The sequence below is a fragment of the Streptococcus halichoeri genome (assembly GCF_009870755.1).
Lineage (GTDB): Bacteria > Bacillota > Bacilli > Lactobacillales > Streptococcaceae > Streptococcus > Streptococcus halichoeri.
In genome coordinates, this window is the sequence record NZ_WLZU01000004.1 from 79,737 (window position 1) to 98,261 (window position 18,525).

Sequence of the window (18,525 nt, forward strand, 5' to 3'; positions counted from 1 at the left end):
AGTTAACGTAAGAAAAAACTAGGAAATCACTAGAAAACCGAGACTCCCTAAAAAGGCAATTCCCCCTAAAATGATGTAGAAAAAAGCAATAAGTCACCTAAATTCGCACTAAAAAGCGATAGACTGTTTCACTCCATCCTACTAATCCCTCTTTGTTATAAGGTAAGTAAAAGCATCTTGTTTTAAATGTTTCAGGAATAATTCCCTCAAACAAGGAGGCCTGCTCTTGAGGAATAATACACGCTTTTAAATAAGTCAATGGCAGCTCATCTTTCACTTTTGCAGGATGATAGCCATCAAAAAGGTAATGATCTAATGATGTCACCTCCTCATAATCAAAGTGAAAGCTCACACCTGGAATAAAGGCTTCGTTTAGCTCTCTATCATTGGGTAAATGACCAAGCAATCTTTCCATAGCTAAACGATAACCAGAACTAGTATTTGACCAGCCTAACATCACGTATTCAAAATAATCTGCAGGATCACCAGCAGCATTTCGTGGGTCGCAAACCAACTCCTTAGCAGTAAGTTGGAAGGCCTTGACTGCTGATAGTAGTTTTCCTGATTTAAAGATTGCTACGGCTGTATCTACTGTACACACATGACTAAGCCAATTACTATAGACTGCCTGACCAGAAATAGCATAGGTAGATGCTACCTTTGGCTGGCTAGGAGTGAAAGGAAACTGGCCTGAATAATCTTGTAGGTACTGATTGATTGCTCTTAAAATCACCTTATCTTGACAGATTATTTGAGTTTGCCTGTGATGCATTTTTTCATAAGCACAAAAAGCAGCTATCTTTTCTAACTCCCAGGCTTGGATGAAAGGATAGGTCTCTAAGGCCAAATAATAGGTTCCTTCCCATTGAAGGCTATAATTGTTTTGCCAAATAACTAACTTCACAAAGCCCTCCTTTCCTAAGGAAATCATTGCTAGTGGGCAGCTGATGAAGAATAAGCGATTCTCTCACCAAAAATTAATCTTACACTGATGACTTGTATCTGCAAAAATAAAACTGGTACTACTTTTAAACTTAGATAGGAAGAGCCTGGCAGATTTCAAAAAGTATCAAGTCAGCCTTCATTATTAAAAAACAGTATTTTCTTCTAGGGTAAAGGTGACATTATCTTCAATCCATTGGCGTCTAGGAGCTGGTTTGTCACCCATCAAAATGGAGACGCGGCGCTCTGCTCGGGCCAAATCATCAATCGTTACACGAATCAGTGTGCGACTATCAGGATCCATAGTGGTTTCCCATAATTGATCAGCATTCATCTCTCCAAGCCCTTTGTACCGCTGCAGACTGGCTCCTTTGCCAAATGACTTGCGCAGATCTTCCAATTCCCCATCCGTCCAAGCATAAGCCACTTTCGCCGTTTTTCCCTTACCTTTAGACATTTTATAGAGTGGTGGCAGGGCAATATACACATGGCCTTCTTCAACTAAGGGGCGCATATAGCGGTAAAAAAAGGTCAACAGCAAAGTTTGAATGTGGGCCCCATCTGTATCAGCATCGGTCATGATGATGATCTTGTCATAATTGATGTCCTCAATGGTGAAGTCAGCCCCAACACCTGCACCAATCGTATAGACCATGGTGTTGATTTCTTCGTTTTTGAGAATATCAGCCATCTTAGCCTTCTCAGTATTGAGGACCTTACCACGTAAAGGTAAGATTGCCTGAAATTTGCGGTCGCGGCCTTGTTTGGCTGAGCCACCCGCGGAATCCCCTTCGACCAGGTATAATTCATTTTTCCTAGGATTTTTCGACTGAGCAGGGGTGAGTTTGCCCGATAAGAGCCCCTTATCTTTCTTAGACTTCTTACCATTGCGGGAGTCATCACGGGCCTTACGCGCAGCCTCACGTGCATCACGCGCCTTGATCGCCTTACGAATCAAATTAGTCGCCAATTCACCATTTTCTAAGAGAAAATAGGTTAGCTTTTCCGATACAATCCCATCAACTACTGGACGCGCAAGGGGGCTTCCAAGCTTGTCCTTGGTTTGGCCTTCAAATTGTAAATGTTGTTCAGGAACTAAGATGGAAAGGACTGCTGATAAGCCTTCACGGTAGTCAGAACCTTCTAAGTTTTTATCTTTTTCTTTAAGCAGGTTGGTCTTTCGGGCATAGTCGTTCATGACTTTTGTTATCGCTGATTTGAGACCTGTTTCATGGGTCCCACCATCTCGTGTGCGAACATTATTCACAAAGGAGAGAATATTATCAGAAAAACCATCATTATATTGAATGGCTACTTGGACCTGAAAGTCTTGCTCTTGCCCCTCAATATAAATAACTGGGGTCAGGGTTTCTTTATCTTCATTTAAATATTCGACAAAATCTTGCACACCATTTTCATAGTGAAATTCTTGCACTAGTGGCTCAGCCCCTCGCAAATCAGTCAATGTCATTTTGACATTTTTTAACAAGAAGGCGGACTCTTTTAAGCGCTCAGCAATCGTGTTGGTCTTAAAATCAGTAGTTGAAAAAATGGTATCATCTGGCAAGAAGGTGACTTTTGTCCCTGTTTTAGTTTTGGGCGCACTCGCAATTTTTTTTAAAGTGGTTACCGGTTTGCCACCATTTTCAAACCGCTGACGATACACAGCACCATCGCGAGTAATTTCAACTTCTAGCCATTTAGAAAGCGCATTCACTACCGATGAGCCAACCCCATGCAGACCTCCAGAGGTCTTATAGCCCCCTTGTCCGAACTTTCCTCCGGCATGGAGAACGGTGAAAATGACTTGTACTGTGGGAATACCCATTTTGTGGGTTCCAGTAGGCATCCCCCGCCCACAGTCAGCAACACTCACCGAGCCATCTTTATTTAAGGTCACATCAATCGCATCACCAAAACCTGATAGGGCTTCATCAACAGCATTATCCACGATTTCCCAAATCAAATGATGAAGACCCGTGGCGTCTGTTGAGCCAATATACATGCCGGGACGTTTGCGGACCGCATCCAACCCTTCTAGTACCTGAATGGCATCATCATTATAATTATTAATTGTTATTTCTTCTTTAGCCAAGAGTGACCTCCAGTTTTTTCATCCTTTTTATCTTACAAGTTTTTTAAGAAATTTGCAAAATCTTTTCTATCATTTATCCAGAAAATCGGTTTAGCACTCTAGTCGGTTCATTTAAAGATGTGCTATAATACTAACTATGAAAATAACCTTACTCATCATTTTTTCTTATTTGCTAGGTTCCATACCAACGGGACTATGGATCGGTCAAGGCTTTTATCAGACCAACTTACGCGAACATGGTTCTGGTAATACTGGCACCACCAATACCTTTCGTATCTTAGGCTTTAAGGCCGGCTTAGCTACACTTTTTATTGATATACTTAAGGGTACTATTCCAACTATCTTACCTGGTATTTTAGGCGTTATTGGCCTTTCTCCGATTGTTTTTGGTTTTTTTGCGGTCATTGGCCATACTTTTCCCATTTTTGCAAATTTCAAAGGGGGCAAGGCCGTAGCGACCAGTGCTGGGGTGGTCCTAGGCTATTCTCCCTTATATTTCTTACTGTTAGCCCTGTTGTTTGTTGTCATCCTCTATCTTTATAGCATGATTTCCTTGGCCAGCATCAGTTTAGCTATTTTTGCAGTAATAAGTGTCTGTGTTTTTCCGGGATTTTCCTTTATTTTAGTTCGCTATGATTTATTTTTGATTAGCATCGTTGGAATCCTGGCTAGTCTGATTGTTTATCGGCACAAGGACAACATCACACGCATTCGTGAGCACCGAGAAAATGTCGTTCCCTGGGGGCTCAATCTTAGTAAGCAAAAACCCACTCAGCAATAGCAGGTTTTTTGCATAAACACATTTTCCATCATAAAAAGGAGTTTAGACTGTTTAGCAGTCCAGCTCCTTTTTCTTTGAGATTATGCTTCAAACACAATTTGCCCACGGCAAATGGTATAATGGACCTTGCCTTTTAAGCGTTCACCAATAAAGGGGGAATTAGCAGCCTTAGAGGCAAATGTCGAACTTACGATCCGATCGGCATCAGGATCAAAAATCAGGACATCAGCAGGTCCACCAACTTGGAGATAACCTGCATCAAATTGGTACAAACGTGCAGGATTAATGGTCATTTTAGCCAACAAGTCGCTTAAAGTCAAATGACCTGGTTCAACTAAGGCTGTAAGTCCAAGTGACAGGGCCGTCTCTAGACCAGTCATACCAGAAGGAGCCTGACAAATATCTGTAACCTGTTTTTCCTCTCTGTGGTGGGGAGCATGGTCAGTCGCAATAATGGAAATGGTGTTAGCCTTTAAACCTTCAATGACGGCTAAGCGATCAGCCTCTGTTCGTAATGGAGGATTCATCTTGGCATTAGCGCCAGCCATCAGCAGCAAGTCTTCTGTTTTTGAGAAATGCTGAGGCGTTGCCTCAGCGGTTACCTGAGCCCCCAATTCTTGCGCGAAAGCCACTAGTTTAACGGCTTGGGCAGTGGATAAGTGCTGAATATGGAGATGAGCTTGGCTGCCATAGGCAATCATCACGTCCCGGGCAACCATGCTATATTCTGCCATCGCTGTGGCGCCTTGGCAATGGAAATGCTGGACGGCAATATGCTCATTGAGCCCTAAGACACCATTGAGTGTGGGGTCTTCTTCATGTACTGCAACAAAGGTTCCACAAGCCTTGGCCGCTTTCAAAGCGTCCCGAAGAAGGCCAGCATCTGTCAATGGCATGCCATCGTCTGAAAAGCTGACTGCCCCAGCTTGCTTAAGTGTAGCAAAATCCGTTAAGGTTTGCCCATCAAAGTTGTGTGTGACACTGGCGTTGGTATAAATGTTAATGGGTTCTTTACGGGCGCTAGTCAAAACAGCTTCAAGGGTTGCACGAGTAGAGATGGTGGGCTGAGTATTAGCCATCATAACTACTGATGTGAAGCCGCCAGCCGCTGCTGCTAAAGCTCCTGTATGGATGTCTTCTTTGTGCGTTTGACCTGGCTCACGAAAGTGCACATGAATATCAACCAAACCTGGTGCAAGGACCAGCCCTGTTGCATCAATCACCTGTGCTGCGGGTTCTTCAATCTTGGCAGACATGGCACGAATCCGGCCCTCATTGATTAACACATCTAATTTTTGATCCAGACCCGAAGCAGGATCAAGCACACGCCCATTTTTTATTAGTAACATAGAAACCTCTGCTTGTGTATCTTATTGTGGTATCTGTTCAACAATCAAAGCAGTTTCACTTTGATCATAGTAGCTGCATGTCATCGCCTGTAGATCACTAACCCATTTATAAATACCAGCGGCTGCCATGTCTTGACAAAAGGCTTCAAAGTTACTTTGACCAGCCTGGTGGCGCGCCAAATCAGCCTGAGCTGCCGCAAGATTACTCCTAGCAGCAATTTCCGACCTGACCTGATAGCCATTAGTGATCAGCACTTGATCCGCACTCTGGTAACTAACTTCTCCTCGATCAATGAAAACTGTATAGCGCAACATGCCCATAGCTTTAAAGGCCTGGATTAATTTTGGAAAATCTGGTCCAGTAAATTGCTGATGAGCTGCTTGAATGTCTGCTTTGTTTAGCACCTTGTCTCCTTTTTTCTTAGTAAAAGCACTGCATAGCATAGCAATGGCTAGCGCATTTTTTGAGATGATTCCTGGCTCATCGCAACCAATCAATTTGGGATAGCCCAGCTTGTTGCAAAAAAGTATTGGTCCGCGAAAATGGCTTACTGCCAAAAAAACCACGGTGGGCGGACAGCGGACTTGGATGGGGACTTTCAATAATATAGTGGTGCGGCTGGGTAATCAGAGCCTTTTTTTTGCGGGCATAACCACCCCATAAGATAAACACAACAGGACTCGTTTTATCATTGGCAAGCTTAATAACCGCATCCGTAAAAGGCTCCCAAATCCTATTGGCATGGCCATTGGCCTGATGCTCAGGCACAGTTAAGCAGGCGTTTAACAAAAGAACTCCTTGCTCTGCCCAAGGACGCAAATCATGGTGCTTACGTTGACCAATATCGCTTGCTAATTCCTTAAGAATATTTTGTAAGGAAGGCGGTGCTGGGATGTGATCTGGAACCGAAAATGACAAGCCTTGTGCCTGACCAGGACCATGGTAAGGATCCTGACCAAGGAGAATGACCTTAGTTTCTTCGTAGGGTGTTGCCTTAAGCGCCGCAAAAACTTTCTCTCGTGGCGGATAAACCACTCCTGCTTGATAGACCTGGTCGAGAAAATGGTTAATCCTAGCAAAATAAGCCTGTGGCAGTGCTGCTTTTAATTTGTCATGCCAGGTAGAGTGAATCATTAAATATCATCCTTTCATTGCTAAAATGCGACCCCAATCAGTCAATTATTATTTATTTTATCATAATTACCCCTAAAAAAGCCCACTTTTCTTAAAAAGTGAGTCTTTTTGTGACCTTTTTATGGTCATAAGTCAACTGCGCTTCCAGCCAGTACTGCGCCTTCTCCAAACCAACTGAAATGAGCCAATAAATCACAGCCACAAGGATATACATGGACATGTAGTCCCACTCCCTGCCACCAATAATTTTGGCATTTTGGAATATGTCAGGGACTGTAATCATAGCAGCCAGTGAGGAGGATTTGACCATATCAATCACCACATTCCCCAACGGTGGAACAGCAATGCGTAAGGCCTGTGGTACAATAATTTTGCTGACAATAATTCGCTGAGGTAAGCCCAAGGCTTGCGCAGCTTCCCATTGTCCATGAGAAATAGCGGCCATAGCTGAACGCAGAATTTCAGCAATAAAAGCTGCACTAACCAAGGAAAAACCAAAATAAGCACAAAGCAAAGCTGGCCACTGCAAACCATAATAAGGTAGCCCAAAATACAGCACAAAGAGGACCACAATCATCGGAACACCACGAAAAAAAGAAATATAAGCCTTGGTCAGTTTTGGCAGCAACCAATTGGAACTTTGCCGCATCAAAGCAAAGCCAAAACCAAGAATTAATCCCGTGGCAAAGCTAGCAGCTGAAATGCCTAAAGTATAGGGCAAGCCTCTTAACACAAAGGGAAAGCTTTTGAGAATAAGGGCAACATTAATCATAAAAGGTCCTTACTCTACATCGTTGGTCTTAATAACAGGAATCTTTGCCCCTTTATCAAAAGGCTTGGTTAGATCTTGACCAGCATAGTATTTCTCAGAAATGGCTTTTAAGCTACCATCTGACATCATCGCTTTGATCACAGGATTGATTTTTTGTAAAAGCGATTGGTCTTTTTTACTCATCACAATACCTTGTTTGGTTGGATTATAGAGCACATCACTCATCTTGACATTGATTGAGGGATTTTGCCGCTTCATAAAATCAACAAAAAGCTTTTGTGCAGGATAATCATTAGGAATAAAATCAGTACGCCCCAAAGCCACGTCCTTAAGGTAGACATCATTAGCCACATTGTCATAGGATACTAGTGTAGCGCCTTGTTTCTTGGCTACTTTCATATATTCTGTACCTTCAGCACCGGCAGCTTTCTTTCCTTTCCAATCGCTGAGGTCTTTTTTAACAAGACGAGAAGAGCCATCTGCACGGACAATCATCCCACCAACACCATATTTGTAAGGAATGGACATATTATACTTGGCTTTGCGCTTATTTGTAATGTCAAAATTATTGATAGAAAGGTCAGCTCGACCACTATCTATGGACGTAAAAGCCTGATCAAAACCTGTTTCTACAAATTTTACCTTGACACCGAGGCGTTTTCCGATCTCCTTCATCATATCCACTTCATAGCCAACCAGCTGATTCTTATCATTATAATAGGATGTTGGTTGATAGGTTGTTGGAGTGGCGACCGTCAAGACACCCTTTTTCTCAATCTTCGACCAGCTTGTCACCTGCTTTTGCTGAGTGGTTGCACAAGCAGTTAAGCTCAAAGCACTTAGGCTTACTAACAGCCATTTTACGGATTTATGCATGTTACTCTTCTCCTTTTATTACTAAAAACAAGTATACCATTCACACTAGTAGCTGGCATGTAAAACGCTTACGTCCTTGCAAAGTCTCCCCTTCTTATAACCACCTTCCTCGCTTTTTTAACCCTACCGAGCCAGGACTTGCCGAAATTGCCCAGCTTCTTCAAATTGCTGAGCAAGCTCTAACAAGCGTCCTTCTTGACCTTTGGCTGCTAAAAGTTGGATGCCAAGTGGTAGCCCAGCTGTCGTCATGTGAGTGGGCAGGCTGATGGCCGTGGCTCCCGTCAAATTAGCTATCGACATATTAGGATTGAGCGCCAACCCCTTCTCAAACATCTGCTCCACCAATTCCAGCTGCTCTTTATTACTATACTCTGCAGCATGAGCCAATCGCACAAGCAAATCGGGCGAGGGATCTAACTGCCCATGTTTAGGAGCAATATCATGTGTTGAAGGCAGCAAAAGCACATCATAATCTTGGAAAAAAGCATGTAACTGGGCACTATAATCGTCCCACTCATAGAGCAAGCGAGCATAGTCTTGAGCTAATACACGCCGACCACTTTGATAAATAGCCCAGGTCATTATTTCCATATCATCTTTGGTCAAAGCCCGGCCCATGGCCTCAGCCAGCTGGCTAAACATATTGGCTGTCTCTGCCCCATTCATAATGTAATAGCTACGTGTCATTTGGGCCATATCAATTGGCAATTGGTTAATTTCTTCAATCTGGTGACCTTGACTTGCTAAGAAGCGGCTGGCATTAAGGAGTGCCTGATTTGCTTCTTGGCCCAAAGCCTGGCCATCTGGCTGCTTTTGAAACAAAGCAATGCGCCATTTCTTCTGAGGAGTAGCAAATACCGTTTGTTCACTTAATAAAGGTAGGGGAAAGGGACTTTCCATCTGCAAGGTTTGCAGATAATATAAGAGCCGCTTGGTGTCTCGAACCGTTTTAGTGACAGCAAAATGAACGGCGGCCCCTTGCCAAGAACGAAAAACGGTTGGGCCGACTGGCGTTCGGCCACGACTAGGTTTTAGGCCAATCAAGCCATTAAAAGAAGCAGGAATGCGAATGGAACCTCCTCCATCGCTTGCTGGTGACAAACTGGTTACGCCGGAAGAAACCAATGCTGCAGCACCGCCAGATGAGCCACCAGCGTTACGCGACACATCCATTGGCAGGTTAACAGCACCGTTAGCTTGGCTATCACTAATATTCTTAAAACCATACTCAGGTGTATTTGATGTGCCAAGAATAATAAAGCCCAAGGCCTCCAACCTTTGCACATATGCCGTATCTTGTCTGGGGTAGTGCTTTTGTAAAAGTTTTGCGCCAGAGGTCGCACGCAGGCCAACCTTATCTTGCCCCAAATCCTTGAGAAAAATCGGTACCCCTGCAAAGGGCAACCCCTTAAACGATCGGCTTTGCGCTTCTGCCAAGGCTGCTTCATAACGCTGATCCACGATGGCATTAATCTTGGGATTCATAGCTAGCGCTTGCTCAATGGTCCAAGTCACCAATTCTTTGGGAGAAATGTGCTTAGCCTGAATGGCTAAGGCCATCGCAGTTGCATCATTAAAATCGGTCAATGTCATGCTTATCTCCTCCTTCGTTAGGGCATGCTTTTTTCTGGTTACTTATTTGCTCAGCACCTTGCTTACTTTCTTTAGCACGATACCATCTTTTAGGATAAAAAAGAAAACAGAAAAATTCCTGCTCTACTTTTTTAGTTTTCTTTTTTTAAGGCATCATCCTTGCCAACGGTTAGGATCTTTTTGAAAGGCTTGCATCAAAGCCAGCCCCTGTTCTGTGATAATGCCTTCTTCTTGTGCAACCCTAATCAATTGACTGTAGCTGGTTAGGGTATGCAGGTTTAATCCCGCCGCTTGAAAATTGCTCTGAGCGCTTGGCAATTCATAAGTGAAGATGGCTACAATCCCTAACACCTCTATACCTGCTTGACGTGCTGCCGCTGCCGCTGCTAGCACAGAGCCACCCGTAGAAACCAAATCTTCAATTAAAACCATTTTCTGGCCGGCAAAGACGCGGCCTTCAATCTGATTACCTGCTCCGTGGTCCTTAGGTTTACTACGAATATAGGCAAAAGGTAAATTCATCTTATCTGCAACAATCGCTCCGTGCGCAATGCCTGCTGTTGCTGTCCCAGCGATGACCTCAACTTCAGGATAATACCTGCAAATCACTGATACAAAGCCGTCCTCAATCAAAGTACGAGTCTTAGGATAAGACAAAGTCACTCGATTGTCAGTATAAATCGGGGATTTTATCCCTGAAGCCCAGGTAAAAGGTGCCTCAGGTTTTACATAAACTGCTTCAATGGCTAACAAATCAGCAGCAATCGTTTTGGCTAAAGTCATGTTTTTCTCCTTTTTGGCTAAATTGCTGAGCTGGCTTTAAGCATTCCATTCAGCTCTGATCATTTCATAAGCAGCTAGCGGATCACTAGCCTGGGTAATTGGTCGGCCCACCACGATAAAATGTGAGCCAATAGCTCTTGCCTGAGCTGGTGTCATCACCCGTTTTTGATCTCCAATAGCCACCCCTTGGGGCCTAATCCCTGGTGTTAAACACAAGAATCCCTCAGGTGTCACCTCTTTGATGAGTCCAACTTCTTGAGCCGAACAGACCACACCATCTAAGCCTGCTTGCTGCGTCAGTTGTGCATAATGCTGCACTGATTCTCCCAGGCTAGCCTGAATCAATTGTTCCTTTTGCATTTGCTGCTCAGAAGTAGAGGTCAACTGAGTCACCGCCATGAGCTTTGGTCCAAAGCCTAATCCTTTGCGAGCTGCGGCCATCATCTCCAGTCCGCCGGCTGCATGGACGGTCGTCATATCGACCCCTAATTTGGCTAGCACCGCCATGGTTGCTTGAACAGTATTTGGAATATCATGAAGTTTCAGATCTAAAAAAACACTGTGCCCTTGGGATTTTACATAAGAAACCACTTGGGGTCCGTGGGCATAATAGAGCTCCATACCAATTTTAAGATAGAGCATTTCCGCTTTTGGAAAGTGATTTAAAAAATCCTTAACCTCTTCAAAAGTAGCAAAATCTAAAGCAATAATCGGACGTTCTTCTTGCATATCTTCCTTTCTTTGGCCTGCTATATTGGCAGTTAAAAACCTTGCCTCCAGCAGGAAACAAGGTGACAGAAAATGAGAGTATGTCAAATACATCTGTTTTTACTGATAAACCTTGTAAGCCTCTCTGGACCTGATTAAAGGTAATTTTTCTAACATTATATCGTATTTTACAGAAGCTGTCAAAAAAGGAAGCACAAAAAGAGGCGCAAATAAAAATCCAAGCCCAGATATAAAAACAACCAAGGTAGAGGTCTTATTGATAGAACTCTACCCTGGTTGTTTATTATTAATGTTTTCATCCTATGGTAAAAGCTAATCATTTACACCATTACAGTATTAGGTTCATGAGCTGACTTGGGGCTTTGATAGTGTTTAAGAAAGGCCTCTTCCTCAAGGTGCACCATCTTGATGTGCTCATAGTCCACTGGAGCAACCGGAGCTTCTTTTAAGGACAAGGCAATGATTTTAAGTGATGAGAACACGTCAATTAAAACACCGAAAACCCGGACCCGTTTGTCGCCCAAAATAGCCTGAAAGACCTCTTTAGACTGGCAGAGGGTAACTAAATGGTCCAAGCCATTAACCCAATTATCCACAATATCTAAAGTCTTATTCATTAATTTGAAAGCGGACTCTTCATACCAAAAAGTAGACTCAATCAAGCGTTGCTTTTTGTCCAAATCATTAATCGCTCTAACAATATCACCTAACTCACTCTGAACAGCACTAGATGAAAATTCGCCCCCCAAAATAGATGGCGTTCGCTCTACCAGGAGGAGTTCATCCTTAAAGAGGGTCAAATAATGAATACTAACCAATAATTTTTGAATTAACACCTTATGGTTTGTTTGTTCACTCGTACTCATCTGATCCCCACCTTTACTCAACACGCGATTCCTTCAATACTATTAATATAACACATGGGTTATAAAAGAGCAATCGCTGGCCCTTGTATCTCTTAAAACTTTTTTGCTTAGCGCCGCGCTGGTTTAGGCTGACTCTCCAAGGAGGAAGCTTAATCTGGCTTGTTCGTTAAAAAGCCTAAAAAGAGTAAGATAGTCAAAACAATACAGAACGTTTGTTCAAGCATATTGAGAGTATCACTAATGCAAACACGGAAATAAGAATGCGCAATATTGTCGACTAACATCATCACTAATGAGATGAGAGCAATCCAAAATGACTGACGTGAAAGACGCTGTTGTAATTGAGACATTATTTCTTCTCCTTTTATTAAGATATCTTAATTATATAATAATCATCCCCTAAAGAAAACAAAAAATTAAAATAATCTAGTATTTGTCCGTATTTTCCGAATGTTTTGAATTATCAAACCATAAAAAACTCTATACTATTCCCAGCGGCCTCACCCACTCTAGAAAAAAAGACAGAGTTTATTTGTGCTTTTAAATGCGCTTAAGAGAAAAGCCCGCACTATCAGCGCAGGCTTGCGGGTCCCTTCCTACAATAGTCAGCCGTTTATGACAGATAGCGCTCCAAGTTGTCGTTATTTAGGAGTGCTTGAGGGTTATTGTGGAATAAATCTTCAGCTCGCGCTTGTCCGTAAGTCTTAGCAATTATCCGGTAGGCCTCCTGCATACAGGGGGGACGTTTACTAAGATGATGCATATCACTAGCCACACAATGAACTAAATCTTCCTCTAAAAGATACTGTGTTCGTTTTTTGAATTCTCTAAGTTTATCTCCCAAGAGCTTTGGCTTTCGTACATGCGAACTATTAATTTGAGTATAGCACCCCATTGCAATCAACTCTTGCACACGGTTTTTTTGAAAAGCGAGCTCATCATAGCATTCAATATGAGCAATAATTGGGCTTATACCGAGCCTTAGCACCTGTTGCAAAGCCCAGCGCATCTCTGGCCAAGTGGTGTTTATACTAAAAGCAATCAAGGCAAAGCGAGTGTTGTTCATGCGAGGCAACTGATGGTGTTCTAATTTATAAAGCATATCCTTTGTGTAAAATAGCTCACCTCCATACAAGATGGTTAAATCCGCAAATCTTCCTTCTGCTTCACGCTTAACCTGTAAAAAATGATTATAAATATCACGCTCTGGTGTTTCATACTTGCCCTTACGTCGGTGGGAGGTTGAGACAATTGTTCGCACTCCTTGACGATAGCTTTCAGCAATTAAAGCTAAGCTTTCATTGATCGTTAGCGGTCCATCGTCCACATCAAATACGATATGTGAATGAATATCGATCATTTAATTTTCCTCCAAGACAGCATTAAGGGCCTTGTTAGCTTTTTAACACTATCATTATCTATTTTATCTGTAAACTGGCAGCAGCAAAATACCAGATCACTCAAGTACCGCCTGACAAGACGCTAGCCCACCTGCCTGCGACTGCTCTATCTGCACATAAGTAGCTAAGCCAAGCACGCAGAGCTGGTGAAAGCACCAAAACAGCCTGCATGTAAAAAGCAGTGCTTCTTCTCAAAAACGACGTGACTCATTAACCAGCCACATGATTGCCCAAGACTTGCTTTGACTCCTTTGGCTCCTCAAAAATAAAATAAAACCCAATACTAGGTTTAAAACAGTGCCAACAAACAAGATCAGTAATGTCCGGCGCTTAGCAATAGCACATGCAAGCCATAAAACAAGAAGTTAAATCATCTCCCAAATGGTAGAACCTGGAATCACACTCTTACAGTAAAGAGCCTAGATGGTTATGAAAAATACCCTGTCAGACGTAAATATAGTTTACAAGGCTTAAATCAGTCAAGCACTCGTAATCCTAAAAAGCCCGAACATTTCTTGTCTTACACACTACTGGTTAATCGCATTTATCTTAGCTTAGCAGCATATTAGTCAAATTTGCCTTTCCAATTATAGCATGTTTACAACCCCATTTCAATTTATATCCTATTTAATAGTGAGTCCATTACTTGGGCGTTTCAAGCAAATCAGTCTCCGCAATGCTTAAACTTCTATCATTAGCTAAATCCAACTTAACCTGCAGATCAGCAATGCCACACTTCTTTTTTAAATGAACATGCTAGCAAAAATGACCACAAAGCAAATCAGAAAAAGAGGAGAGACTTGAAGAATCGGACTTAATAAGATAAACTGGGCTTATGAGATTACAACAATTGCGCTACATTATCAAAATCGTCGAGTCTGGCTCCATCAACGTGGCAGCCAAGCAACTCTTTATCACCCAGCCTAGCTTATCAAATGCTGTTAAGGACCTAGAAAATGAAATGGGCATCCAAATCTTCAATCGGCATCCCAAAGGAATTACCTTAACCAAGGATGGTATGGAGTTTTTATCCTATGCACGGCAGGTCATTGAGCAAACTAGCCTACTTGAGGAACGTTACAAAGCACCAAACACCCAGCGGGAGCTTTTTAGTGTCTCCTCACAGCACTATGCTTTTGTTGTCAATGCCTTTGTCGCGCTATTTGAAGATACGGACATGACGCAATACGAACTCTTTCTTCGAGAGACAAGGACCTGGGAAATTATTGATGATGTCAAAAACTTCCGATCAGAAATCGGTGTCCTTTTTATCAATGACTACAATCGTGATGTCTTGACCAAACTCTTGGATGAAAATCATCTGCAAGCCACCCCCCTCTTTACTACCAAACCACATGTCTTTATCAGTAAAGACCATCCATTAGCAAAAGAGTCTGTGCTTGAGCTCAAGGACTTAGAAGCTTTTCCTTATCTTAGTTATGATCAGGGTCTCCATAATTCCTTTTATTTTTCTGAAGAAATGCTGGCGCAGGTACATCACCCCAAATCAATTGTTGTCAGTGACCGAGCGACCCTCTTTAACCTGATGATTGGCCTAAATGGCTATACCGTTGCTACAGGGGTGTTAAACGCTAAACTAAATGATGCCCATATTGTGGCCATCCCACTAAAGACTGAGGATACCATCAAAATCGTCTACCTCAAGCATGAAAAAGCCAACCTCTCTAAAATGGGCGAAGCATTCATCGGTTACCTCAAAAAAGAAGTCCAATTTAAGGCTTAAAGGCAGGAACACCCCAATCGTTAGGAATAATGTCTAACCGTTGGAGTAAGCCAAAGCTTAAATTGGGCTTCTTTTTTTATACGATTTGCTTAATAACAGCATCAATCTGATCAAAATAAAAGGGGCTACTAGGATACTGAACACTCAAAAACTGGGCCAAGGCAATGATCTGTTCTAAGAAAAGCTCCGAAGAAAAGCGTGTTGTTCGATACAGCTCTTCTTCATCAAATGCTTTAATGAGGTGAGCAATGGGATTGCAGACTGATTTTTCAAATTGTCGCAATTGGCGGATACTTGCTTTGATGTCTTGCAGCCACAAGGTCAGCTCAAGAAACTCAACTAAACTACTTGTTATCACATTCTTTGCACGCGGCGATGATAAAAACGCTTTAACTAGGGACTCAGAGCTAGCTTGCATGGCTAGAAAATTCCAACTATCATACTGATCATTTTTAGCATTAGTGATAAAATGATCCAGCTGCGGCAATTGTTCTCGCATGAGCCGTGTATATAGATGATAGAGAATTGGCGACACAGCTCTCACAAAATCAATCATTTCAGCATTCTTAACCTTCACTTGCAAATCAAGGATATCATTCGCCAACTGCTCAGCCCTCTCCTCTTGGTGCATTAGCAGGGCTAGACCGTATTTAGTCTCAATCTGCTGACACTCCCGTGCATGCTCAAATAGGAATGCCACATTTAACTCTTCTACCTTCCTTCATTGCCTCAATAAGAAAAATAGCATCCGCAGGCATCTTATGCTGCTTGGGCTTAGCTATTTTCAAGGCATGATTAGAAACATAGACATCCAAAAGGATGTCTATTGTTTTCTGGCGCATTAATCATTTGCAAGCAATGTTTCAAGGCCAACTGTCATCATGTCAGTAAACGTTGTCTGACGCTCCTGAGCGCTGGTATCTTCGCTAGGATCATTAAGATTATCAGAAATCGTCATAATTCCTAAAGCTTTAACCTTATGCTGAGCAGCCAAATAATAAAGGGCTGCCGCCTCCATTTCAATGGCTTTCACACCAAGTTTGCCCAGAGCCATATTCCGTTCTGGCATATTGGAATAAAAGACATCAGAAGATAAGACACTACCGACATGTGTTGTCATGCCAAGCTCTTTAGCAATATGGTAGGCCTTATCTAACAAACCAAAGTCGGCAATTTGAGGAAAATCAAACTCTGGGAAATCATTGCGGATAATATTAGAATTGGTTGCTGCAGCTTGGGCCAATACCAAGTCACGCACATGAACATTAGGGTCAATTGCTCCTGCAGTGCCAACCCGGATGAGTGTTTTGACGCCGTAATCAACAATCAACTCGCGAGCATAGATGGAGAGCGATGGCATTCCCATACCTGTTCCCATGACAGAAACGCGTTGGCCCTTATAAGTTCCAGTGTAACCCAACATATTGCGAATATCATTAAAACAGCTGGCACCTTCTAAGAAATGCTCCGCAATGAATTTTGCACGCAAGGGATCGCCCGGAAGTAAAATTTTATCAGCTATATCACCCTTAGCGGCGGAAATATGAATAGACATTAGTTAAGATACAAAGGGTACAAAGAACAAAGTAAAAAGAGGAAACTGATGACGCATCTCAGATGTTAGACAGTTTATCTTTTTTACACAGTTCTTTGCCTGTATTCAATTCAAAATACAGTTAACCCTCCCTTTCGTTTTGTTTTGAAGAAAATGAGAGAGCGACCAGAAAAACAACTGAAAAATAGGAAATTAACAAGAAATCCTGATTTCTTAGACAATTCCTCGTTTTGCCAAGTTTTTCGTTCAAGTTCCCATCAAAAAGAACCAACTCTCTTCCTTTCCTTTGATTACGTTAGTGTTGAAAAGCCAGAGTCCCAGTTCAAATCATCAGAACTCTCACTCCTAACCTTGCTATGAGATTAAGTTAAGCATTAGGTGACAAAGAGGCACAGAAAAAAATCCCTTTAACCTAATTTTTTAGACAATATTTCTTATTTTTTCGAATAATAATATAAGGAAAACTAGGGTAGTTCAGCCAAAATAGCCTTAACCAAGCCTTTAAAGTTCTCTTTGATGCGTTCTGTAACTTCAACTACTTCTGCATGATTGAGCTCAGATTGAAAACCAGCAGCAAAGTTAGTAATCGCTGAGATTCCTAGCACCTTCATCCCAGAATGCGCAGCGACAATCACTTCTGGTACTGTTGACATCCCAACTGCATCTGCTCCCATGGTTTTAAATGCCCGAATCTCTGCTGGCGTTTCATAGGTAGGACCAGTTACCCCTAGATAAACACCACCTTCAAGCTTAATCCCCAATGATGTTGCTACCCTATTAGCGATTTGACGGTAATCTGCAGTATAGGCATCCGACATGTCTGGAAAACGCGGACCAAAGTCTTCTAGATTTTCGCCAATTAATGGATTTTGGCCCGTTAGATTGATATGGTCCGTAATCGCCATCAAGGTACCTGGACCATAACCGATTCCTCCTGCTGCATTGGTTACAATAACCCCTTTACAACCAAGGGCTCGCATCACTCGAACTGGAAAGGTCACAACCTCCATTGGATTGCCTTCGTAAAAATGAAAGCGGCCCTGTAATGCCATCACTTTACGGCCTGCTAAATCACCATATACTAATTTACCGGCATGCCCAACAACTGTCGAGCGACCCCAGTTTGGGATTTCTGCATAGTCCACTACAACAGCATTTTCAATTTCACTTGCTAATTCTCCCAACCCTGAACCCAAAATTAATCCAAAATCAGGTTCTGTAATTCCTTTGGTATTTAAAAAGGCTTGAGTTTCCTTTATTTTTGACATCAATGACATCCACGCACTCCTTTATATTCCAGTGGCTTAACCACTTCGCCAACCTCTTTGACAAAAGGTTTTGGAAGCGGCACAGGCCAAATCATAAGAACTCTCTCCACAAGGCGACAAAGAGCCAAGCTTTTAGGTATTTTCATATAACGACGATGAATTAAAATGATACCAACCCTCATCGCTTCGTTAATCTCCTCAACCATGTCCTCAACCGTTTTCGTTAGATTTTCTAAACCGGGCTGCGCATAGTCCTAGTACATTTTTTGATTACTATTGTATAGCATAGCCATTTCTGCTAGCAGTTGAAGTAGACTTGTTTTACTTGGAGAAGCTTTAAATATTCACTAACATTTATAGTAAGTCCTGCATCTCGCAAAAAGGGTAAAAACAGTTTACCATGTCTCATGATTGAGATGATAAATCGTAACCGTCTCCATTATGAAAACACCTTACAGACATTAGTTTAAGTCAGCTAAGAATGACTGGCCAATCATGGCAGTCTCCACACCAAAGTTCTCAGCAATGGTCGCAGAAATATCAGCAAAATGACCAACTGGCAATACCCCATTGCCCTTAAATGCTGGACTGTAAGCCAACAAAGGGATGTACTCACGGGTATGATCCGTACCAACAT

The 18,525-nt window shown here is 42.4% G+C and carries 17 protein-coding genes and 2 pseudogenes; 2 read left to right on the forward strand and 17 right to left on the reverse strand.

Annotated elements, in window-relative coordinates; all coding sequences use genetic code 11:
- Positions 1 to 97: 97 nt before the first annotated feature.
- Together GWD08_RS02110 and parE are read right to left on the reverse strand one after the other, a co-directional pair.
- Positions 98 to 904, reverse strand: a complete 807-nt coding sequence (locus GWD08_RS02110; RefSeq protein ID WP_159549174.1) for a phosphate ABC transporter ATPase — start codon at positions 902 to 904, stop codon at positions 98 to 100.
- Between the two features lie 183 nt (positions 905 to 1,087).
- Entirely contained in the window at positions 1,088 to 3,037 is a 1,950-nt protein-coding gene (gene parE, locus GWD08_RS02115) for a DNA topoisomerase IV subunit B (RefSeq protein ID WP_159564025.1), read from the reverse strand.
- A gap of 136 nt (positions 3,038 to 3,173) precedes the next feature.
- On the opposite strand from parE, the gene plsY reads away from it, so the two are divergent.
- Positions 3,174 to 3,818 carry a glycerol-3-phosphate 1-O-acyltransferase PlsY gene (plsY, locus tag GWD08_RS02120; RefSeq protein WP_159564026.1) on the forward strand — a complete coding sequence of 215 codons (645 nt, stop codon included), beginning with the start codon at positions 3,174 to 3,176 and terminating at the stop codon, positions 3,816 to 3,818.
- An 80-nt stretch (positions 3,819 to 3,898) separates the two neighbouring features.
- Here plsY and GWD08_RS02125 read toward each other — a convergent pair whose 3' ends face one another.
- The 11 genes from GWD08_RS02125 to cps4B form a co-directional block, all read right to left on the reverse strand.
- Positions 3,899 to 5,167 (reverse strand): dihydroorotase, encoded by a 1,269-nt coding sequence (locus GWD08_RS02125; RefSeq protein WP_159564027.1) that lies wholly within the window; start codon positions 5,165 to 5,167, stop codon positions 3,899 to 3,901.
- Positions 5,168 to 5,188: 21 nt separating this feature from the next.
- On the reverse strand, positions 5,189 to 5,572 hold the full coding sequence (locus GWD08_RS02130) for a DUF1398 family protein (protein ID WP_231700349.1): 384 nt from the start codon (positions 5,570 to 5,572) through the stop codon (positions 5,189 to 5,191).
- Positions 5,573 to 5,648: 76 nt separating this feature from the next.
- Positions 5,649 to 6,302, reverse strand: a complete 654-nt coding sequence (locus GWD08_RS02135; protein ID WP_159544096.1) for a uracil-DNA glycosylase — start codon at positions 6,300 to 6,302, stop codon at positions 5,649 to 5,651.
- A gap of 91 nt (positions 6,303 to 6,393) precedes the next feature.
- The gene (locus GWD08_RS02140; RefSeq protein WP_159564028.1) at positions 6,394 to 7,074 is read right to left on the reverse strand and encodes an amino acid ABC transporter permease; all 681 of its coding nucleotides are present in this window, start codon (positions 7,072 to 7,074) and stop codon (positions 6,394 to 6,396) included.
- A 9-nt stretch (positions 7,075 to 7,083) separates the two neighbouring features.
- Positions 7,084 to 7,950: a transporter substrate-binding domain-containing protein gene (locus tag GWD08_RS02145; RefSeq protein ID WP_159564029.1), complete on the reverse strand. Its 867-nt coding sequence runs from the start codon at positions 7,948 to 7,950 to the stop codon at positions 7,084 to 7,086.
- A gap of 123 nt (positions 7,951 to 8,073) precedes the next feature.
- On the reverse strand, positions 8,074 to 9,543 hold the full coding sequence (locus GWD08_RS02150) for an amidase (RefSeq protein WP_159564030.1): 1,470 nt from the start codon (positions 9,541 to 9,543) through the stop codon (positions 8,074 to 8,076).
- 153 nt (positions 9,544 to 9,696) lie between these two features.
- Positions 9,697 to 10,326: an orotate phosphoribosyltransferase gene (gene pyrE / locus GWD08_RS02155; RefSeq protein ID WP_159564031.1), complete on the reverse strand. Its 630-nt coding sequence runs from the start codon at positions 10,324 to 10,326 to the stop codon at positions 9,697 to 9,699.
- 36 nt (positions 10,327 to 10,362) lie between these two features.
- Positions 10,363 to 11,055, reverse strand: coding sequence for an orotidine-5'-phosphate decarboxylase (pyrF, locus tag GWD08_RS02160; protein ID WP_159564032.1), 693 nt, complete (start codon positions 11,053 to 11,055; stop codon positions 10,363 to 10,365).
- Between the two features lie 320 nt (positions 11,056 to 11,375).
- Positions 11,376 to 11,921, reverse strand: coding sequence for a hypothetical protein (locus GWD08_RS02165; protein ID WP_159564033.1), 546 nt, complete (start codon positions 11,919 to 11,921; stop codon positions 11,376 to 11,378).
- A gap of 149 nt (positions 11,922 to 12,070) precedes the next feature.
- Positions 12,071 to 12,271 carry a holin gene (locus tag GWD08_RS02170; RefSeq protein WP_159564034.1) on the reverse strand — a complete coding sequence of 67 codons (201 nt, stop codon included), beginning with the start codon at positions 12,269 to 12,271 and terminating at the stop codon, positions 12,071 to 12,073.
- Between the two features lie 263 nt (positions 12,272 to 12,534).
- Complete coding sequence (cps4B, locus tag GWD08_RS02175) at positions 12,535 to 13,281, reverse strand: capsular polysaccharide biosynthesis protein Cps4B (RefSeq protein WP_159564035.1); 747 nt, start codon at positions 13,279 to 13,281, stop codon at positions 12,535 to 12,537.
- Between the two features lie 875 nt (positions 13,282 to 14,156).
- Between cps4B and GWD08_RS02180 the strand changes: the two genes are divergently transcribed.
- Positions 14,157 to 15,065 carry a LysR family transcriptional regulator gene (locus GWD08_RS02180; protein WP_159564036.1) on the forward strand — a complete coding sequence of 303 codons (909 nt, stop codon included), beginning with the start codon at positions 14,157 to 14,159 and terminating at the stop codon, positions 15,063 to 15,065.
- Positions 15,066 to 15,141: 76 nt separating this feature from the next.
- Here the strand turns inward: GWD08_RS02180 and GWD08_RS02185 are convergent.
- From GWD08_RS02185 to GWD08_RS02200, 4 genes and pseudogenes are all read right to left on the reverse strand, one after another.
- Positions 15,142 to 15,907: pseudogene (locus GWD08_RS02185) on the reverse strand (LytR family transcriptional regulator).
- The gene (gene deoD / locus GWD08_RS02190) at positions 15,907 to 16,620 is read right to left on the reverse strand and encodes a purine-nucleoside phosphorylase (RefSeq protein WP_159564037.1); all 714 of its coding nucleotides are present in this window, start codon (positions 16,618 to 16,620) and stop codon (positions 15,907 to 15,909) included. The pseudogene GWD08_RS02185 and the gene deoD overlap by 1 nt, the downstream one beginning before the upstream one ends.
- A 464-nt stretch (positions 16,621 to 17,084) precedes the next feature.
- Positions 17,085 to 17,897, reverse strand: coding sequence for a purine-nucleoside phosphorylase (locus tag GWD08_RS02195; RefSeq protein WP_159564038.1), 813 nt, complete (start codon positions 17,895 to 17,897; stop codon positions 17,085 to 17,087).
- 452 nt (positions 17,898 to 18,349) lie between these two features.
- Positions 18,350 to 18,525, reverse strand: a pseudogene (locus GWD08_RS02200) (phosphopentomutase); the annotation flags it as partial.